Here is an 18795-nt window from a genome sequence, read left to right on the forward strand (position 1 = left end):
AATGACCCAGCACAAGCCGCCGCAAGCCATGACCCTATTCGATCTTCTCGCCCGCACCTGGGACGTGCAGTGCGGGGTCGAGAGCCTGATGTTCAATGCCAGCGGCAGTTCGCTGGCGGCAGTTCTGGCGGATGGTCGTCTGGCTGTCGTTTCGGTGAAAGACGCCGAAAGCCCGGACAGTCGGGTCCGGGTCGAGGCCGATACCGGACGTTCGAGCATCCGCCCCCGGACCAAGCCGCTGCCGCCGCCGGTGCTGAGCGATACCGACCTCGTGCATCCGGACGTGGCGCCATGTCGTCTCGGCGACCAGGGGATCGCCTTCGCGCATGCCGAGACCGGATCGCTTTGGCGCGCGACAGCTCGGGGCCAGACGCTGGCGATGAATGCCGCGCCTCGCGATCAGGTGACCGCGATGGCGGCGCTGTCGCGCGCAGGGCTGCTGGCTGTGGCCTTCGGCGACCGGCTGGCGCTGTTGTCCGAAGCGGGCGGGGCGGAGCAATCGGATTGCAACCTGTCGCATGACGTCACCCGGATCGCGGTCTCGGTCGACGAGACGCAGCTCGCCTGCTGGGGCGATGGACAACTGAGCGTGGTGTCGATTGAACCTGCGCAGGTGCTGGCGACCATCGACTGCGCCGGCGAGGTGCTTGCCCTGACATGGTCACCGTGCGGGCGCTGGGTGGTCGGCGGCTGCCGGGACAAGGCGGTGCTGCTAGTCGATACGACGGCCGAAACCGCCGACCGCATCGTCGATTTCCCGGCGGCGGTGCACAGCACCGCTTTCAGCACACATGCAAATGCCATGATGGCCTCCGGCGCGTTCCGGGTGGTCGGCTGGGCCTTGCCCGATCTGCCATTCGGCGCCCATGCGGGAACACCGATCGAGACCGGCAAGCCGGGGCTGACGCTGGTTGACCGCATTGCGGTGCATCCGAAACGCGATCTCTGCGCGGTGGGCTATGCCACCGGGCTGGTGGTGCTCTGCCGGATCGGTCACGGCGACGAAATGCTGGTGCGCGAGGGCACCGGGTCGGCAGTCAGGGCGCTCGCCTGGTCGGGCGATGGCGCGCATCTGGCGATCGGCGGCGACGATGGCAGCCTGTCGATCGCGACGTTTCCGAAGAACATGTTCAAGTAAACCAAGGGGAGGGAGACCCATGACGCAAGCACTGTCCACCGAAGAGCAGAGCAAGGACCGCTATTTCCAGCAACTCGCGAAGGTGGCGGAGGAAATGGTCGAGGAACACGGCAAGGACTTTGCCGCCGGCGCGCTGGTGCTGGCCGCGCGCTGGGTGGCCGAGAACCGGCTCGGCACGCCGGAAGACCTCAAGCACTAATGCGGTTTGGCCCTCTGCCGCGGCGCGGCGGAGGGTGCCGACAGGCCCTGGATCTGATTGACGAGGATGTCGCTCATCGGAGCGGCCAGCGCGGACAGCGGGCTGGCCGGGTGCTCGGCCTTGGCCGCCGCCCTCAGCGCATCCGTCAGGGCCGGTTCCACCAGCTGCGCAAAGGCGCAGAGCTCATGCATACGGAAGGTCGCGAAATGCAGGGAATCGCCGTTCAGCAAGACGTTTTCGGCTCGCCGCTGCGGCAGGTCGGCGTGAAGCGCATTGCTGTGCACCGCGGCGCCCAGCGTCGTCAGCACCGACTTGCGCCACTTGCCATAATCGCTATCGGCGGAATGATCGATGCCGACAGAATAGAGCCGTTCCGAAATGTTGCGAAACGCCCTCCCGCCAGCGATGTGGCGGCGCCAAAAATCGCTGGCCTCCTCGGCGGTGCGGCACTCGGCAAAACGGGTGGCCAGCTTGCGGCGGATCAGGATCACCAGCGCCATGTCGACGTCTTCCGAGATCGAGCGTGCGATCTGCATGGCGGGCATCGGCAGATCGGTCAATGCCAGCAGGCGCAACGCGGCAAGCTGCTCGGTCAGCCGCGCCGAGAGCGCCGCCAGCCCGTGCCATTGCGCGGCGCTCAGCCCCTCGGTGTCGTGCCGGCGTCCGGCACCGGCGGCGGCATGCAGCGCGCGCACCCAGATCACGCATTGATCAAACAGGAACACCAGATCGACGTCGGTGCTGGCCTGCGCCTCGACGCGAGGCAGGGCGCGGAAGCCTTGGAGACTGCGCATGGCAAGCCGCCAATAGCTGTCGAAGTCGTAACCTGCAGCGGACCACAGCTGCTTCACCCGGGCCAGAAGCTGCGGCGAGAGGCCTGGGTAGGACAGTTCGGGCGCGGCGCCGTCGAGGGACAGGATCGCGCCGGTCTGGGGGGGCTGGCTCATCGGATCGCAGCTCCTTGTGCTGTTGCGCCAAGCATAAACGAGCGCCCGGAGGCGCGGCCAGAGTTTTGTCGGGAGTCAGGCAGATGAAGCCCGGGATGCAGCTGCAGGCGCGGCAGAGCCAGGTCTTCAGGCTGGGCCAGGTGGTGAGCCTGTTGCAGATGTCGGCGGCAGAGCTTGACGCGCACCTTGCCGAAACGGCCGAGGACAACCCGATGCTTGTCCTGCGCCCGCGGCGCTCTGCGATGAGCGCGACCGACGTGCTGGAAATGACGGCGGTCGCCGAGGCGGACAGCCTTTATGCGCATGTGACGCGAGAGCTGGCCGGGCTGCTGGGGCAGGGCGGCCTGATGGAGACGGTGATCACGGCGCTGATCTCGGAACTCGAGCCGACGGGCTGGCTCGGGCGCAGCACTCGCGAGATCGCCGAGACACTCGGTCTTGGCGAAGACCTGATCGAGGCGGCTCTGGCCGTGGTGCAGAAGCGGGTGGAGCCGGCCGGGCTTTTCGCCCGCGATCTGCAGGACTGCCTGCGCCTGCAGCTTGAAGACCATGCGCCTCTGGATGACGCGATGGCGGCGGTCCTGGCGCATCTTGATGCGCTTGAACACGGCGGCGTCGCGGCGCTTGCCACGGCCTGCGGGATCGATAGGTCCGAGGTCGAGGCGCGTCTGACCGTGCTGCGCGGGCTCGACCCCAAGCCCGGCAGCCGATTTGCCACCGATGCCACCCTGCTGCGTGCGCCGGACGTACGGGTCACGCCTGCCGGCGACGGTTGGACGATCGAATTCCTGTCGAGCTTGCAGGGCGATGTGACCGTGCCGGACCTGCCGCGCGGCAGCACGGCCGAGTGTCGCGACGCGCAGGCCAAGGCGCGTGCCCTGAAACAGGCGCTGGCGATACGGCGTTCGGCCCTGCGGCAGGTGGTCAACGAGATCGTCGCGCGGCAAGGGGCCTTCTTTCGGCACGGGCCGCGGGCGCTGGAGCCGATGACCATGTCCGAGATCGCCGGCGAGACCGGCTTTCACCTCAGCACGGTCAGCCGGGTGCTGGCCGGCCTGCTGATCGAGGGTCCCAACGGGATCACCGCCGCGCGGGCGCTTTTCGGCGGCACGGCTTCGGCCTCGGGCACCCAGTCCAAGCCGCAGGTGCAAGCGCGGATGCGCGAATTTCTGGCCAGCGAGGACCCGCGGCGGCCGCTGTCGGACCGGCGGCTGACGGCGCTTCTGCAGGCCGAAGGCATCGCGATCTCACGGCGGGTGGTGTCGAACTACCGTCAGGAGATCGGCGTTCAGGCCGCCGCGAAACGCCGGCGTCGGGCCTGACAGGGCCTCCTTTCCCGCAAAGACCTTCTACCTGTGCACGCCGGTCGCCCCCGGCGTCTGCCGCGATGGCAGGACATCGTAACGGACAGTGTAACGCGGTGTAATGTCGCACCTGAGACAGAGTGTAACGTTCCGCAACGATCCGCATCAGGCGACGGCGTTACAGACCCGGCCCTAGTTTGCGGCGCAACTTTTTCCATCAGAAAATATTAAACGTAAACAGTTTGTTAACGCGACACCGACGCCGTTTCTTCGCCCCAGCCCCAATTCTGGAACCTGCCTTGCCACAAGAAAGGCACAAGACGCGGCGCTCGCCACACCGGGCGGCTCGAAGAACGAAGGACAGGGGGCGACCCCGGCAACCTTTGCCGAGAACCGGCGCCGCGAGGCGCTCAAACGAAACGGCAAAAGCCGCCAACAGGCCGGGCGACCGGCCGCAGAGCTGTAAGGAGGCTCATGGCATGACTTTGACGCTTAACAAGATCACGTCGCAACGGGGTATCTCGGTTGGGGAGGCCACCAAGAAGATCTCCGACCTGGGATGGAACCCGTCCTACGTTCAGGAAGCCAGCACCTTCCCCACCGACTACAAGATCACCAAGGCCCCGCGCGACCCGATGAAACAGGTCCTGCGCTCCTACTTCCCGATGGAAGAGGAAAAGGACAACCGGGTCTACGGCGCGCTCGACGCGGCCCTTCGCGGCGACATGTTCCGCAACGTCGAACCGCGCTGGATCGAGTGGATGAAGCTGTTCCTCGCGATCATTCCGTTTCCCGAGATCTCGGCCGCGCGGTCGATGGCCATGGTGGCGCGCCTGTCGCCGGGCGAGGACCTGCGCACCGGCTTCACCATGCAGATGGTCGATGAATTCCGCCACTCCACGATCCAGATGAACCTCAAGAAATGGTACATGGAGAACTACATCGACCCGGCCGGCTTCGACATCACCGAAGAAGCCTTCGGCAAGTGCTATGCCACCACCATCGGCCGCCAGTTCGGCGAGGGGTTCATCACCGGCGACACCATGACCGCCGCCTGCATGTACCTGACCGTGGTCGCGGAAACCGCCTTCACCAACACGCTCTTCGTGGCCATGCCCTCGGAAGCCGCCCGCAACGGCGACTATGCGCTGCCCACGGTGTTCCTGTCGGTGCAGTCGGATGAAAGCCGCCACATCGGCAATGGTCACTCGCTGCTGATGGCGGCGCTGAAAGAGCCGGAGAACCACCTGCTTCTGGAACGCGACCTGCGCTATGCCTTCTGGCAGAACCACGCGATCGTGGACGCAGCGATCGGGACGTTCATCGAATACGGCACCACCAACCGCGACAAGGAAAAGGAATCCTACGCGGAGATGTGGCACCGCTGGATCTTCGAGGACTACTACCGGACCTACATGCTGCCGCTCGAGAAATACGGCGTGAAGGTGCACCACGACGACGTGCAGGAAGCCTGGAAGCGGATCACTGAGAAAAACTACGTCCACAAGGTCGCGCAGTTCTTTGCCGTCGGCTGGCCGGTCAACTTCTGGCGCATCGAGGCGCAGACCGAGAAGGACTTCGAGTGGTTCGAGCACAAGTACCCGGGCTGGTACGCCGAGTTCGGCGAGTTCTGGAAATGGTACGCCAAGCTCAGCAAGCCGGGCGAGACCGTCGTCACCTTCAACCAGGACACCGGCTATGTCTATCCGCACCGCTGCTGGTCCTGCCTCGTGCCCTGCCTGATCCGTGAGGACATGGTGGTCGACGAGATCGACGGCGAGTTGCACACATTTGCGCATGAGCTGGATCGCTGGACGGCCGTGGAAGCCTTTGCCGACGAATATCAGGGCCGGCCGACGCCTGCGATGGGCAAGTTCTCGGGCAAGCGCGAGTGGGAAAGTGTCTACGACGGCTGGGATCTCGCGGATGCGATCAAGGACCTCAACTTCGTCCGCGACGACGGCGAGACCCTGACCGCCCAGCCGCACCTGCGCTTCGACGACAAGGAAATGTGGAAGCTGGAACACGTCCGCGGCCACACCCTGCGGTCGCCGCTGAACATGCTGCGCGGCATGAACGAGACCGACCGGGCGGCGCATATCGCCGAGTACCAGGCGGGCTTCACCATCAATCCCTGCAACTGATCACCAATCGCGGGGGCCGCGCCCGGCCCCCGCACCCCGGCGCGCCACAGGGCGCACCGATGAAAGGGAGGACACGATGACGGACATATACAACGTCCGATTGGAACCGGTCGGTGTGGAATTCGAGGTCGAGGACGGCGAATACATCCTCGATGCCGCGTTCCGCCAGGGCATCGCCCTGCCGCACGGCTGCAAGGAGGGGCAGTGCTCGGCCTGCAAATGCGTTCAGCTCGACGGCGAGACCGAGATGGAGAAATACTCGACCTTCGCGCTGAGCGACATGGAGAAGGAGGGAGGCCACATCCTGATGTGCCGGTCGCTGGCGCTCAGCGACGTCGACATCGAGCTGCTCAATTTCGACGAGGAGGTGCTGTCGAAATCGATCCCTGTCAAGCAGTTCTCGGGCAGGATCACCGATTTCCAGAAACTCACCCATGACATTCGCGGGGTCCAGATCGAACTGGATGCGCCTTTGAAATTCTGGGCGGGCCAATATGTCGACATCACCGTCAAAACCGAAGAAGGGGAGGAGATTACACGCTCGTTCTCCATGGCAAATCCGCCGAGCGAAGCCCAGAAACTCGGCTTCATCATCAAGAAGTACCCCGACGGACGATTCAGCAACGAGCTCGACGACGGCGGCATCAAGGCCGGAGCAGAGGTCAGCGTCGAAGGACCCTACGGGATGTGCTTCCGACGCGAAGAGCGATCGGGACCGGTGATCCTGGTCGGCGCGGGCTCGGGCATGTCGCCGGTCTGGTCGATCCTCAACGATCACGTCGCCAGCGGCGAGGACCGGCCGGTCTATTTCTACTATGGCGCCCGCTCGCAGGCCGATCTGTTCAAGCTCGACGAGATCAAGGCGATCACCGAGGCCAACCCCAACGTCCAGTTCATCCCGGTTCTGAGCCACGAAGACGAGGCGGGTGACTGGCAGGGCGCGCGGGGCTTCGTGCACGAATATGTCGACAGCCACCTGAAGGAGCTGGGGATCGACGGCGACGGCGATGTCTATGCCTGCGGTCCGCCGCCGATGATCGACGCGCTGACCCCGGTGCTCTTCATGCACGACTTCGACACCGACCGCATCTTCTTCGACAAGTTCACCCCCACTTCCGGTTCTTCGGCCCACTGAGACGGGCCGAACGCTAGTGACGTGAACCAAACCCAAGGGAGGCACCCATGCCAGCAACATCAAGCTCAGTCGGATCCGGCGCTGCCGGCGCGGCGCAATTCGCCGGTTCGAAAAGCCGCAAGTACAATTACTTCGAGCCGCGCGGCAAACGCGCGACACATTACGAGGACGTCACCGTCGACGTGCAACCCGATCCCGAACGCTACCTGATCCAGAACTGGATCATCGAGTTCGAGGGCGGCAAGGGCGGTGGCGCCTACCAGAAGGGCAGCACCGCGGCGCTGTCGTCGAACTGGCACGCCTTCCGCGCGCCCGATCAGGAGTGGGAGCGCACCCACTACCAGCGCCAGTCGAAGATCGAGACCATGGTGCAGGCGGTGATCGCCAACGCCCGCAAGGCCGGCGCGCACAAGGTCTTTGACAAGGCCTGGCAGACCGTCCTGCAAAAACACCTTGGCGCATGGAAACATGCGGAGTTCGGCCTTGGCACCTCGCTCATGCAGGCGCAGCGCTATGGCTACACCCAGATGATCAACAACGCCACGTTGACCAACTCGTCCTACAAGATGCGCCTGACCCAGGACATCACGCTCTACCTTGCCGAGATCGGCATGGACATCGACGGCTGGAACGACGAGCTCGGCAAGACCACCTGGCTGGAAGATCCGATGTGGCAGCCCTGCCGCGAGGCGATCGAGACGATCATGGGCTCGGAGGATTATCTCGAGCAGTATTTCGCCATCAACATCGTCTTCGAGCCGCTCGTGGGCGAGCTGATCCGCTCGGGCTTCTTCATGCAGGCGGCGGCGGCCAACAACGACTTCATCACCCCGCCGGTGATCTCGGCCGCCGAGGCCGACTATGAGCGCAACCTCGCCAATACCGTCGACCTGATCTACCTGCTGGCCCACGAGGAAGAGCACGGCGCCCACAACCGCGCGCTCTTCAAGTCGTGGCTCGCCAAGCATGGGGACCTGGCCGAGAAGGCCGCCGCCGCGCTGCAGCCGATCTGGTCGCAGCCGCATTCCAAGCCGGTCTCCTTCGAAGATGTCAAAGCCGTCTCGAAAGAACGCCTTGACCGGATCGTCGGCGAGCTGGGGCTCGAATAACCTTCTGAAAGGAATAGAGATATGTCCACCGTAGCGCGCAATGCGTCCAACCAGAACATCTTCAAGTCGATGAAGGACATCGACCTGACCTCGCGCGAGGTCTCGCACCAGTGCGGCGTCACCATGAACGACAGCGTCGAGGCCCGCGCCATCGCCGAGTTCATGGAAGAGAACGACCCCAAGGTGACGGTGACCTACAATCCGGCCACCATCCGCATCGACGGCGAGGGCAAGCTGATCTTCAAGATGGACGAGATCACCGAGTACCTCGGCCGCGAGATGACCGCCGAGACCTTCGAGGTCAACACCTCCACCCACTACGGCCGGATGGTGCGGATCGACGACGACACCGTGATCCTGTTCGGCGACATGAACGAGGTCATGGAATTCATCTGATCGGCCCCCCGCGCCTCAGATGACAGGCTCCGGGGCCAGACACCCCCGGCCCCGGAGCCGCAGACAACTCAGCCACACGCAAGGGAGGGACAAAATGTACACGACCAAGGACGGAAAAGAGATCTTCGTGCTCGACGGCCACACCCACTTCTGGGACGGCAGCCCCGAGAACCAGCGCAACGTGCACGGCAAGCAGTTCATCGACTGCTTCTATGCCTACCACACCAACCTCAGCCCGCCGGAAGAACTGTGGGAAAAGGCGAAGTTCGACAAGCAGACCGAGAATGACATCTATCGCGACCTGTTCGTCGACGGGCCCAACGACATGGCGATCATCCAGACCACGGTTCTGAGCGACTTCTACAAGAACGGCTTCGGCTGCCTGGAACGCTCGAACGAGATGGCCAAGCGCCATCCCGAGCGCTTCATCGTCAACGGCAGCTTCGATCCCCGCGACGGCGAGAAGGCGCTGGAGTACATCCACTACATGAAGGAGACCTACGACATCTCCGGCGTGAAGATGTACACCGCGGAGTGGAACGGCGACAGCAAGGGCTGGGCGCTGAACGATCCCGCCGCCTACAAGTGCTTCGAGCTCTGCGACAAGCTGGGCATCAAGAATATCCACGTCCACAAGGGCCCGACGATCATCCCGCTGTCGAAGGACGCCTTCAGCGTCGATGACGTGGATTACGCCGCCACCGACTTCCAGAACCTCAACTGGATCGTCGAGCATTGCGGTCTGCCGCGGCTGGATGATTTCTGCTGGATCGCGACGCAGGAGACCAACGTCTATGCCGGTCTTGCCGTGGCGATGCCCTTCATCCACTCGCGCCCGCGCTATTTCGGCGAGGTCATGGCGGAGCTGCTGTGGTGGGTCGGGGAGGACAAGATCCTGTTCGGCTCGGATTACGCCATCTGGACGCCGAAGTGGCTGGTCGAGAAGTTCATGGACTACCAGATCCCCGAGGACATCTCGGCCGAGCGCGGCGGCGTGCAGCTGACCGACGAGATCAAGGAGAAGATCCTCGGTCTGAACGCGGCCAGGCTCTACGACATCGACGTCGCGGCCAAAAAGGCGCAACTCGCCGGGTCTCCCGTGCAGATCGCGGCGGAGTAGACCGATGCTGGTAGCAACCCTGCAAAAGGAGCTGGAGCTCGAGGTCTGGGAGCGTCTTGACGGCGTGACCGACCCCGAACTCGACGAGCCGATCACCGACATGGGCTTTGTCGAAGAGGTTCAGGTGACCGAGGCCGGACAGGTGCGGGTGGCGTTTCGCCTCCCCACCTACTGGTGCTCGCCCAACTTTGCCTTTCTCATGGCCTTCGGCATTCGCCGCGAGGTGATGGCACTGCCCTGGGTGACCGCGGCCGAGGTGCAGCTCAACGATCACTGCTTCGGCGACAAGGTCAATGAGGGCGTCAACAGCGGCCGCGAATTCCAGAGCATCTTCGCGGAGTACTGCGACGGGGCCCGGCTTGACGAGGTGGTCGATACCTTCCTCGCAAAGGCCTACGACCGGCGGCAGGAGACGGTGCTCTTGGGCCTCCAGGCCATGGGGCACCGCGCCGAAGAGATCGTCGCGATGACGCTGGGCCAGTTGCGCCGGGTCGATTTCACCGGCGAAGAGGAGCTGCGGCAATTGCCGCGCTACCTCGAACTGCTGGCGGCGCAGGGACTGGCCACGGAGCCGGCCGATCTCGCCTTCCCGACCTGGGACGGCGACGAGATCGAGACGCAGGCACTGAGCGACCATCTCGCGAAGCTGCGCAGCACCCGGATCAACATGGAGTTCAACGGCGCGCTGTGCCGGGGGCTCGCCAAGACCCGCTACAAGGAGGTCGAGATCGGGCCCGAGGGGCCGCAGCTGATCGACTTCATCGCCGGGCGGGTGCCGCCCCGCGAGGATGGCGCGACCGCCGGCTGACAGGCTGGCATCAGGTGAAATTCACAGGGAGGACGCCCCGCATCCGCGGCGGCGCAGGAGGAAGATATGGCTAAACTCATGGTACACGGCAAGACCGCCCGCAATTGCCTGGCCCGCGGCGTGGCGCGGCTCGCGGCGGCGGTGGAACCCACCCTCGGTCCGAAGGGGCTGAACGCGATGGTCGACCGGCCGGTCGGCACGCCGCTGGTCACCCGCGACGGCGTCTCCATCGCCTGCGAGATCGAGCTCAATGACCGGTTCGAGAACATGGGCGCGCAGGTGGTCCGCGAGGTCTCGATGCAGACCAACGACGTGGCCGGCGACGGCACCACCACCGCGATCGTTCTGGCCAACGCCCTGATCCAGCGCGGCGTCGACCTGACCGACAATGGCGTCAAGCCGGTGGACCTCTGCAAGGGCATCGACCTTGCGGTCTCGCGCGTGGTCGCCGCCATCGATGCCTCGTCGAAGAGCTGCGACGACCATCCGGAATACCTCGAGGCCGTGGCGCGGGTGTCCTCCACCGACCCCAAGCTGGGCGAACTGGTCGCCGAAGCCTTTCGCCGGGTGGGCCGCGACGGCGTGATCTCGGCCGATTTCGGCGTCACCATCGAGACCACCATGGAGGTGGTCGAGGGCATGTCCTTCGAGCGTGGCTACATCTCGCACCACATGGTCACCGACCGCGAGAACATGGAAGCGGTGCTGCGCAAGCCGCTGATCCTGATGACCGATCAGAAGATCCTCAAGCCAGAGCTGCTCGACCCGGCGATTGCCATCGCCGAGGAAGAAGGCCGGCCGCTGCTGATCATCGCCGAGGAGATCGCGCCGGACGTGGTGGTCAAGCTGCTCGACAATGGCGGGGCCGGCAAGTTCCTGATCGTGCATCCGCCGGAATACGGCCATTGGCGCACTGCGATGATGGACGACCTGGCGATCCTCACCGGCGGCCAGGTGCTCGCCCGCGACCTCGGCAAGAAGATCGAGAACGTCACCCGCGCGCAGCTCGGCGGCTGCGAGATGGTGCGCGCGCACGCCTCCGGCACCTCGATCCTGCGCGGCGAGGGCGACCCGGACGCGATCACGGCCCGCCGCAATCAGGTGCAGCGCCAGCATGACAACGCGCCGCCCAACATCGACAAGGACAAGCTGCGCGAGCGGCTTTCCAAGCTGACCGGCGGCAGCGCGATCATCTATGCCGGCGGCTTCACGCCGGTCGAGCAGAAGCGCACCATCCAGCTGATCGAAGACGCGCTCTGCGCGGTGCAGGCGGCTGCCGAGGATGGCGTGGTCGCCGGCGGCGGCACGGCGCTGGCGCAGATCGCCGACTGCCTCGATACGCTGGACGCGCTGGGCGACGTGGCCAAGGGCATCCAGCTGGTGCGCTCGATCCTCACCGAACCGCTGCGGCGCATCGCCCGAAATGCCGGGGCCGACGTGGCAGCCATCGCCAAGGAGGTGTCCGAGGGTGCGGCCGGCCACGGCTACAACGCCGCCACCGGCAGCTTCGGCGACATGTACGAAGCGGGCATCATCGATCCCGCCCGGGTGCCGGCCAGCGCCTTGGTCAACGCGGCCTCGGTCGCGACGCTGATCCTGACCACGGAAACCCTTGTCGGCGATCTGGCGGAAGGCGAGGCCGACCCGACCGAAGGCCCCGCCCGCGGCGGCGGCGCCGAGCTTCTGGGCCGCGCCTGACCATCTCGCGCCGGTCCGTCGGGGCCGGCGCAACCAGAGCAAAGGAATGAGACGATGAAAGCAGCGAGACTTTACGAATACGATCCCGCGATGAACGTGGAGCTGAAGATCGAGGACGTGCTCCCCCCCACGATCGCAGCCCCCGACGAGGTGATCGTCAAGGTCGGCGCGGCAGGCCTCTGCCGCACCGACCTGCACATCATCGAAGGTGTCTGGAAGGACATCATGGACACAGAAAGCAACCTGTTGCCCTATGTCATGGGCCACGAGAACGCCGGCTGGGTCGAGGACGTGGGCAGCAATGTCACCTCGGTCAAGCCCGGCGACGCGGTGATCTGCCACCCGTTCAACGCCTGCGGCATCTGCCTGAGCTGCCGCTACGGCCATGACATGTATTGCGATCACGGCAAGTTCCCCGGCCTTGGCCTCGACGGCGGCTTTGCCGAGTACTTCAAGACCAACGAGCGGTCGATCATCAAGCTGAACACCGGCATCACGCCGCTGGAAGTGGCGCCGATGGCCGATGCCGGCATCACCGCCTACCGCGCTGCCAAGAAGGCCGCAAAGCTGCTCAACCCCGGCGGCTACGTGCTGCTTCTTGGCATCGGCGGACTGGGCCACATCGCGCTTCAGGTGCTCAAGCATACCTGCGGCGCGCGGGTAATCGCGGTCGACCGCGAACCGGCCGCGCAGGCGCTGGCGAAGGATCTCGGCGCGGACATCGTGCTCGATGGCGGGCCGAACCTGATCGACGAGGTCAAGGACCTGACCGGCGGCGGCGCGCATGTGGCGATCGACTTCGTCGGCGAGCACGGCACCGAGAACATCTGCTGGAAGCTGCTGCGACAGGGCGGCGAGCTGATCATGGTGGGCTACGGTGGCGAGGTGCGCGTGCCGACGCTGGAGCTGGTCGCCAACGAGATCAAGATCGGCGGCTCCCTCGTGGGCGATTTCGTCGAGCTGGTCGAGCTGATGGAGATGAACGCCGACGGCAAGGTCAAGATGCATCAGACCGAGTACAGCCTCGCCAACATCAACCAGGCGATTTCCGACTTCAAGGATCGCAAGTTCACCGGGCGGGGCGTGATCGTACCTTGATCCGCCGCCCGGCTCCCCGGAGCGCCAGCCCGGCGCTCCGCCCTGCGGCCGTCGTCCTTCCCGTACCGGCCGCAGGGCCCATCCAATAAACCGAGGTGTGCCATGGCCAAAGCCATCCATTCCATGATCCGCGTGCTTGATGAGGCGCGCTCGGTGGCCTTCTACCGCGCGGCCTTCGGGCTCGAGGTCGCCGACCGGATCGAATTCGACGATTTCACGCTGGTCTACCTGTCGAACGCAGAGACCGCCTTCGAGCTGGAGCTGACCATCAACAAGGGCACCGAAGCGCCCTATGACCTGGGCAATGGCTACGGCCATCTGGCCTTCAGCGTCGCCGATGTGGCGGCCGAACATGCGCGGTTCGAAGACGCCGGCCTGAACCCGCGCAAGCTGGTCGATTTCCAGCACGAGGGCCGTAGCCTCGCCCGGTTCTTCTTCGTCAAGGACCCCGACGGCTACGACATCGAGGTCCTGCAGCGGGCCGGGCGCTTCCAGTAATTTCACCTCAGGCCAAAAATATCAGGGAGGACATCATGACATTTCGCAAGCAAGGCATCACCCGCCGCCAGTTGCTGTCGCAGGGGGCGATGGCCGGCGCGGGCTTCGTCATCGGCGCGGGCTTCGTGGCCGGCAAGGCCGAGGCCGCCAACTGGGCGCTGGAGGTGCAGCATCTTCAGCCCGAAACCATGGCGACGCTGATCCAGATGGCGCGCGACATCTATCCGCATGACCAGGTGTCCGATGAGTTCTACGCCGTGGCCGTCAAGGGCTATGACAGCGCCGAAGCCGCTCCCGCCATCGAGGCCGGGATCGCCGCGCTGAACGCCGCCGCGCAGGGCATCGGCTATGCGCGCTATATCGATGTCGGCTGGGAACGCGACCGCGTGGACCTGCTGCGCGGCATGGAAAACAGCGCCTTCTTCCAGCAGATCCGCGGCGGATTGGTGACCGGTCTTTATAACCAGAAGGCCGTCTGGCCGATCTTCGGCTACGAGGGCGAGAGCTTCTCCGAAGGCGGTTACCTGTACCGCGGTTTCGACGACATCAACTGGCTTTGAGGGGGCTTGAGCAATGACTGCACCGTTTGATTTGAATGACAACAGCGTCGTCGTGGTAATCGGCACCGGCGCCGGCGGCGGCGTGCTGGCCAACGAGCTGGCGCAGAAGGGCGTGAGCGTCGTCGCGCTTGAGGCCGGCGGGCGCTATCTGCCCGAGGATTACATCAACGACGAGTGGGAGAGCTTCGGCCAACTTGCCTGGACCGACGCCCGCACCACCAGCGGCGACTGGCGGGTGGCGAAAGACTTCTCGGGCCTGCCTGCATGGATCGTCAAGGCGGTGGGCGGCACCACCACCCACTGGGCCGGCGCCTCGCTGCGGTTTCAGGATCACGAGTGGAAAGCCAAAACCACCTACGGCGAGGTCCAAGGCGCCAACCTGCTCGACTGGCCGATCGACCCGCGCGAGATGGACGACTACTACACCAAGGCCGAAACCAAGCTAGGCGTGACCCGCACCGGGGATCGCGCCGGCCTGCCCGGCAACAACAACTTCAAGGTCTTCGAAAAGGGTGCTCAGGCGCTGGGCTACGAAGAGGTGCACACCGGCCGCATGGCGATCAACTCGGCCGATTACGACGAACGCCCCGCCTGCCAGCAGACCGGCTTCTGCTTCCAGGGCTGCAAGTGGGGCGCCAAGTGGTCGGCGGCCTATACCGACATCCCGCGTGGCGAGGCGACCGGCAATCTCGAGGTGCGCGAGCGCGCGCATGTGCTGCGGATCGAGCACGACCAGCAGGGCAAAGTCACCGGTGTCGTCTATGTCGATGCAGACGGCAACCAGCAGGAACAGAAGGCCCGCGTGGTCTGTGTCGCCGGCAATTCGATCGAAAGCCCGCGGCTGCTGCTCAACTCGGCCTCGGCGATGTTTTCCGACGGGCTTGCCAACAGCTCGGGGCAGGTGGGGCGCAACTACATGCGGCATGTCACCGGCTCGGTCTACGCCACCTTCGACCAGCCGGTCAGGATGTGGCGCGGCACCACCATGGCCGGCATCATCCAGGACGAGGCGAGGCACGCCCCCGACCGCGGCTTCGTCGGCGGCTATGAGCTGGAGACCTTGGCACTTGGCCTGCCCTTCATGGCGGCCTTTCTCGATCCCGGCGGCTGGGGACGCGAGTTCACAACCGCGCTCGATCACTACGAGAACATGGCGGGCCTGTGGATCGTCGGCGAGGACATGCCGCAGGAGACCAACCGCATCACGCTCAATCACGCGGTGACCGACCAGCACGGGCTGCCGGTGGCTGACGTCCATTTCGACGATCACCCCAACGACGTCGCGATGCGCGATCACGCCTACCGGCAGGGCATGGCGCTCTATGACGCGGTGGGCGCGACGCGGACCTTTCCGACGCCGCCCTATCCGTCGACACACAACCTCGGCACCAACAGGATGTCAGCAAATGCCCGCGACGGGGTGGTGAATGCGCATGGTCAGAGCCACGACATCGCCAACCTCTTCGTCTCTGACGGCAGCCAGTTCACCACCGGCGCGGCGGAAAACCCGACGCTGACCATCGTGGCGCTGGCGATCCGGCAGGCGGATTTCATCGCGGCGGAAATGAACCGGCAGAACATCTGACCGGACAGGCATTTCCCGGTCGTCCGTGAGGGTGGGCGGCCGGGGATATTCTCAAGAACACAAGGGACAAGACCATGGACGGAAACGACATGCGGCAGACGGGCGGATGCCCGGTCATGCACGGCACCACCAAGGGACGGACGAACCGCGACTGGTGGCCGAACCAGCTCAACCTGTCGGTGCTGCACCAGCACCCTCCGTCGGCGAACCCGATGCCCGAGGGGTTCGATTACGCCGAAGCCTTCAAGGCGCTCGATCTCGACGCGGTGAAGGCCGATCTGACCGCTCTGATGACCGACAGCAAGGACTGGTGGCCCGCCGATTATGGCCACTACGGCCCGTTCTTCATCCGCATGGCCTGGCATTCGGCGGGCACCTACCGCACCGCCGACGGGCGTGGCGGTGCCTCGACCGGCAACCAGCGCTTTGCACCGCTGAATTCCTGGCCCGACAACGGCAACCTCGACAAGGCGCGGCGGCTGCTCTGGCCGATCAAGGAGAAATACGGCAACGCGCTCTCCTGGGCCGACCTGATGATCCTTGCCGGAAACGTCGCCATCGAGAGCATGGGCGGCAGGACATTTGGCTTCGGTGGCGGCCGCGAAGACATCTGGGCGGCCGAAGAGGACGTCTACTGGGGCGCGGAAGCGGAATGGCTGGCGACCTCCGACCAGCCCGACAGCCGCTATTCCGGCGACCGCGAACTCGAGAACCCGCTGGCCGCGGTGCAGATGGGTCTGATCTACGTCAACCCCGAAGGCCCGGACGGCGTGCCTGACCCTCTGGCCTCGGCGCGTGACATCCGCGACACCTTTGGCCGCATGGCGATGAACGACGAAGAGACGGTGGCGCTGGTCGCCGGTGGTCACACCTTCGGCAAGGCGCACGGGGCAGGGGACCCGGCTCTGGTCGGCGCCGAGCCCGAGGGCTGCCCGCTCCACGACATGGGCTTCGGCTGGAAGAACACCCACAAGACCGGCCGCGGCGTCGACACCACCACCTCGGGCATCGAGGGGCCCTGGACGGCGAACCCGACGCAATGGGACAATGGCTATTTCGACGTGCTCTTCGGCTATGACTGGGACCTGACCAAATCGCCGGCCGGTGCGCATATCTGGCATGCCAAGGGGCTGACCGAGGACGATCATGCGCCGCAGGTCGACGGCTCGGTGGCCAAGGTGCCGGTGATGATGACCACCGCCGACATGGCGATGCGCATGGACCCGACCTACGGCGCGATCTCGAAGCGGTTCTACGAGAATCCCGACCAGTTTGCCGAGGCCTTCGCCCGCGCCTGGTTCAAGCTGACCCACCGCGACATGGGGCCGAAGGCCTGCTACCTGGGCAAGGAGGTGCCGGACGAAGAGCTGATCTGGCAGGACCCGGTGCCGCCGGTTGATCATCCGCTGATCGACGGCAAGGACGCGGCGACGCTGAAGGACGAGATCCTCGGCTCCGGCCTGTCGGTGGCCGATTGCGTCTGGGTGGCCTGGGCCTCGGCCGCGACCTTCCGCGGCTCGGACAGGCGTGGCGGCGCCAACGGCGCGCGCATCCGGCTGGCACCGCAGAAGGACTGGGACGCCAACGATCCCGCGCGCCTGCACCGCGTGCTGGATGTGCTTTCGGGCATCGTCGCGGCCTTCAATGGCGGGGCCTCGGACGGCACGCGGGTGTCGCTGGCCGATGTCATCGTGCTGGCGGGCAACGCCGGGATCGAGGCGGCGGCCAAGGCTGCCGGTCATGAGATCGAGGTGCCCTTCACCCCGGGACGCACCGATGCCACGCAAGACCAGACCGACGCAGAGTCCTTCGAGCCGATGGAGCCTATCGCCGATGGTTTCCGCAACTACGAAAAGGGCGCCTACACGGTGCCTGCCGAAGCGCTGCTGATCGACAAGGCGCAGCTTCTGGGGCTTTCGGCACCGGAGATGACGGCGCTGGTCGGCGGATTGCGCAGCATCGGCGCGACCCACCAGCAGACCGGGACCGGGGTGCTGACCGAATGTCCGGGGACGCTCAACACCGATTTCTTCACCAACATCCTCGACATGGAGACCGAGTGGTTGCCGGTCAACGGTGCGGAGCGGCTGTTCGACGGGTGCGACCGCGCCAGCGGCGCCAAGACATGGAGCGCCTCGCGGGTCGATCTGGTCTTTGGGTCCAACTCGCAGCTCAGGGCGCTGGCCGAGGTATATGCCGGCCGCGGCAACGAGGCGCTCTTTCTGGCCGATTTCGTCGCCGCCTGGACCAAAGTGATGATGGCCGACCGTTTCGACCTCGGCTGACGCCGGGGCCGTCTTCGGCAGGCGGAGCGTAGAACATCCGCCCCCGGGCCCGCCTGCGGCCCGGGGGGTCGACCCGCAGGACGCTCTGTCCTGCGGCCCTGAAAGACTTTGCCGGCGCGCGCGGCCTCTTGCCGACACGGCCCGCCGGACCCGTTCATAATAAGAGTTTACGACCTTAAAGGTTTGGCATCGAGGTTAACGTTCTGCTAACAATTGAACACGGGAGGAAGACAGTGGTTGATATTTTCTCGAAGCGCGAGGGACCGCGTCTAGAAGACGTCAAGGCACGCAGGGTCTTGCAGGAGAACGCCGGGACGATCCGCAAGCTCGCGGACCAGATCAGCAATGGCGGCTTCAGCAAGATGCAGGCCGATCAGGCAAGGCGCAGGGAGGCGCCCAAGCCTGACGGGTTGATCATTCACGATCTCAAGGCAAGGGTCTCGAGCGATGTGCCCGAACCCTACGTCAAGGTGAGCCTGAACAACCGCGTGGTTCTGGTCGACAGATCGACCGGGCGACAGTTGCAGATGCTGGGCGAGATCCGCGGCGGCTTTATGGCGAAGCGGTTCGTGCTGGCGACAGGGGCCAACGGGTTCCTTTCGCCGCTCGACGACGAGATGCACGCCACTCTGGCGGATCTCGATGGCGTAGAGATCACCGGCGATTTCAATGATCGCGATCTGGCGGACCGGCTCGAGGAGCTGCTCGTGCCGCGCAGCGACTGACCAACCCACAGCGTAGTTTTCCCGTAACCGACGAAGGACATGCAAC

General features: G+C 65.2%; 17 protein-coding genes. 16 read left to right on the forward strand and 1 reads right to left on the reverse strand.

Annotated features, from left to right (window positions below; genetic code table 11):
• Position 1: 1 nt before the first annotated feature.
• Together VOI27_RS14475 and VOI27_RS14480 are read left to right on the forward strand one after the other, a co-directional pair.
• A complete protein-coding gene (locus tag VOI27_RS14475) occupies positions 2 to 1138 on the forward strand; it encodes a hypothetical protein (protein ID WP_323766069.1) in 1137 nt (378 codons plus the stop codon).
• Positions 1139 to 1157: 19 nt separating this feature from the next.
• Positions 1158 to 1337, forward strand: coding sequence for a hypothetical protein (locus tag VOI27_RS14480; RefSeq protein WP_323766070.1), 180 nt, complete (start codon positions 1158 to 1160; stop codon positions 1335 to 1337).
• Here the strand turns inward: VOI27_RS14480 and VOI27_RS14485 are convergent.
• Positions 1334 to 2284 carry a hypothetical protein gene (locus VOI27_RS14485; protein WP_323766071.1) on the reverse strand — a complete coding sequence of 317 codons (951 nt, stop codon included), beginning with the start codon at positions 2282 to 2284 and terminating at the stop codon, positions 1334 to 1336. The genes VOI27_RS14480 and VOI27_RS14485 overlap by 4 nt on opposite strands.
• 83 nt (positions 2285 to 2367) lie before the next feature.
• Here VOI27_RS14485 and VOI27_RS14490 point away from each other — a divergent pair, with 83 nt between their 5' ends.
• The 14 genes from VOI27_RS14490 to VOI27_RS14555 all read left to right on the forward strand — a co-directional run bounded on the left by VOI27_RS14490 (position 2368) and on the right by VOI27_RS14555 (position 18749).
• Positions 2368 to 3606: an RNA polymerase subunit sigma-54 gene (locus VOI27_RS14490; RefSeq protein ID WP_323766072.1), complete on the forward strand. Its 1239-nt coding sequence runs from the start codon at positions 2368 to 2370 to the stop codon at positions 3604 to 3606.
• Between the two features lie 461 nt (positions 3607 to 4067).
• Positions 4068 to 5732 carry an aromatic/alkene/methane monooxygenase hydroxylase/oxygenase subunit alpha gene (locus tag VOI27_RS14495; RefSeq protein ID WP_323766073.1) on the forward strand — a complete coding sequence of 555 codons (1665 nt, stop codon included), beginning with the start codon at positions 4068 to 4070 and terminating at the stop codon, positions 5730 to 5732.
• A gap of 76 nt (positions 5733 to 5808) precedes the next feature.
• On the forward strand, positions 5809 to 6867 hold the full coding sequence (locus VOI27_RS14500; protein WP_323766074.1) for a 2Fe-2S iron-sulfur cluster binding domain-containing protein: 1059 nt from the start codon (positions 5809 to 5811) through the stop codon (positions 6865 to 6867).
• Positions 6868 to 6914: 47 nt separating this feature from the next.
• Positions 6915 to 7976 (forward strand): aromatic/alkene monooxygenase hydroxylase subunit beta, encoded by a 1062-nt coding sequence (locus tag VOI27_RS14505; protein ID WP_323766075.1) that lies wholly within the window; start codon positions 6915 to 6917, stop codon positions 7974 to 7976.
• Between the two features lie 21 nt (positions 7977 to 7997).
• Positions 7998 to 8372, forward strand: coding sequence for an MmoB/DmpM family protein (locus VOI27_RS14510; protein WP_323766076.1), 375 nt, complete (start codon positions 7998 to 8000; stop codon positions 8370 to 8372).
• Positions 8373 to 8466: 94 nt separating this feature from the next.
• Entirely contained in the window at positions 8467 to 9492 is a 1026-nt protein-coding gene (locus VOI27_RS14515) for an amidohydrolase family protein (protein WP_323766077.1), read from the forward strand.
• A 4-nt stretch (positions 9493 to 9496) separates the two neighbouring features.
• Positions 9497 to 10300, forward strand: coding sequence for an iron-sulfur cluster assembly protein (locus tag VOI27_RS14520; protein ID WP_323766078.1), 804 nt, complete (start codon positions 9497 to 9499; stop codon positions 10298 to 10300).
• 66 nt (positions 10301 to 10366) lie between these two features.
• Positions 10367 to 11998 (forward strand): molecular chaperone GroEL, encoded by a 1632-nt coding sequence (locus tag VOI27_RS14525; protein ID WP_323766079.1) that lies wholly within the window; start codon positions 10367 to 10369, stop codon positions 11996 to 11998.
• A 54-nt stretch (positions 11999 to 12052) separates the two neighbouring features.
• The gene (locus VOI27_RS14530) at positions 12053 to 13096 is read left to right on the forward strand and encodes an NAD(P)-dependent alcohol dehydrogenase (RefSeq protein WP_323766080.1); all 1044 of its coding nucleotides are present in this window, start codon (positions 12053 to 12055) and stop codon (positions 13094 to 13096) included.
• Positions 13097 to 13198: 102 nt separating this feature from the next.
• Complete coding sequence (locus tag VOI27_RS14535) at positions 13199 to 13594, forward strand: VOC family protein (protein ID WP_323766081.1); 396 nt, start codon at positions 13199 to 13201, stop codon at positions 13592 to 13594.
• A 35-nt stretch (positions 13595 to 13629) separates the two neighbouring features.
• Entirely contained in the window at positions 13630 to 14154 is a 525-nt protein-coding gene (locus VOI27_RS14540) for a twin-arginine translocation signal domain-containing protein (RefSeq protein ID WP_323766082.1), read from the forward strand.
• A gap of 13 nt (positions 14155 to 14167) precedes the next feature.
• Positions 14168 to 15739, forward strand: coding sequence for a GMC family oxidoreductase (locus VOI27_RS14545; RefSeq protein WP_323766083.1), 1572 nt, complete (start codon positions 14168 to 14170; stop codon positions 15737 to 15739).
• A gap of 74 nt (positions 15740 to 15813) precedes the next feature.
• On the forward strand, positions 15814 to 18024 hold the full coding sequence (gene katG, locus VOI27_RS14550) for a catalase/peroxidase HPI (RefSeq protein WP_323766084.1): 2211 nt from the start codon (positions 15814 to 15816) through the stop codon (positions 18022 to 18024).
• A gap of 233 nt (positions 18025 to 18257) precedes the next feature.
• Positions 18258 to 18749, forward strand: coding sequence for a hypothetical protein (locus tag VOI27_RS14555; RefSeq protein WP_323766085.1), 492 nt, complete (start codon positions 18258 to 18260; stop codon positions 18747 to 18749).
• Positions 18750 to 18795 lie beyond the last annotated feature (46 nt).

This window comes from Marinovum sp., from assembly GCF_034669705.1.
GTDB lineage: Bacteria > Pseudomonadota > Alphaproteobacteria > Rhodobacterales > Rhodobacteraceae > Marinovum.

Excerpts from the sequence above, each read along its gene's own strand:
- VOI27_RS14480 (WP_323766070.1), top strand. The coding sequence starts at position 1,158 with ATGACGCAAGCACTGTCCACCGAAGAGCAGAGCAAGGACCGCTATTTC.
- VOI27_RS14535 (WP_323766081.1), top strand. The coding sequence starts at position 13,199 with ATGGCCAAAGCCATCCATTCCATGATCCGCGTGCTTGATGAGGCGCGC.
- VOI27_RS14520 (WP_323766078.1), top strand. The coding sequence starts at position 9,497 with ATGCTGGTAGCAACCCTGCAAAAGGAGCTGGAGCTCGAGGTCTGGGAG.
- katG (WP_323766084.1), top strand. The coding sequence starts at position 15,814 with ATGGACGGAAACGACATGCGGCAGACGGGCGGATGCCCGGTCATGCAC.
- VOI27_RS14540 (WP_323766082.1), top strand. The coding sequence starts at position 13,630 with ATGACATTTCGCAAGCAAGGCATCACCCGCCGCCAGTTGCTGTCGCAG.
- VOI27_RS14510 (WP_323766076.1), top strand. The coding sequence starts at position 7,998 with ATGTCCACCGTAGCGCGCAATGCGTCCAACCAGAACATCTTCAAGTCG.
- VOI27_RS14525 (WP_323766079.1), top strand. The coding sequence starts at position 10,367 with ATGGCTAAACTCATGGTACACGGCAAGACCGCCCGCAATTGCCTGGCC.
- VOI27_RS14500 (WP_323766074.1), top strand. The coding sequence starts at position 5,809 with ATGACGGACATATACAACGTCCGATTGGAACCGGTCGGTGTGGAATTC.
- VOI27_RS14495 (WP_323766073.1), top strand. The coding sequence starts at position 4,068 with ATGACTTTGACGCTTAACAAGATCACGTCGCAACGGGGTATCTCGGTT.
- VOI27_RS14515 (WP_323766077.1), top strand. The coding sequence starts at position 8,467 with ATGTACACGACCAAGGACGGAAAAGAGATCTTCGTGCTCGACGGCCAC.
- VOI27_RS14475 (WP_323766069.1), top strand. The coding sequence starts at position 2 with ATGACCCAGCACAAGCCGCCGCAAGCCATGACCCTATTCGATCTTCTC.
- VOI27_RS14545 (WP_323766083.1), top strand. The coding sequence starts at position 14,168 with ATGACTGCACCGTTTGATTTGAATGACAACAGCGTCGTCGTGGTAATC.
- VOI27_RS14485 (WP_323766071.1), bottom strand. The coding sequence starts at position 2,284 with ATGAGCCAGCCCCCCCAGACCGGCGCGATCCTGTCCCTCGACGGCGCC.
- VOI27_RS14490 (WP_323766072.1), top strand. The coding sequence starts at position 2,368 with ATGAAGCCCGGGATGCAGCTGCAGGCGCGGCAGAGCCAGGTCTTCAGG.
- VOI27_RS14505 (WP_323766075.1), top strand. The coding sequence starts at position 6,915 with ATGCCAGCAACATCAAGCTCAGTCGGATCCGGCGCTGCCGGCGCGGCG.
- VOI27_RS14530 (WP_323766080.1), top strand. The coding sequence starts at position 12,053 with ATGAAAGCAGCGAGACTTTACGAATACGATCCCGCGATGAACGTGGAG.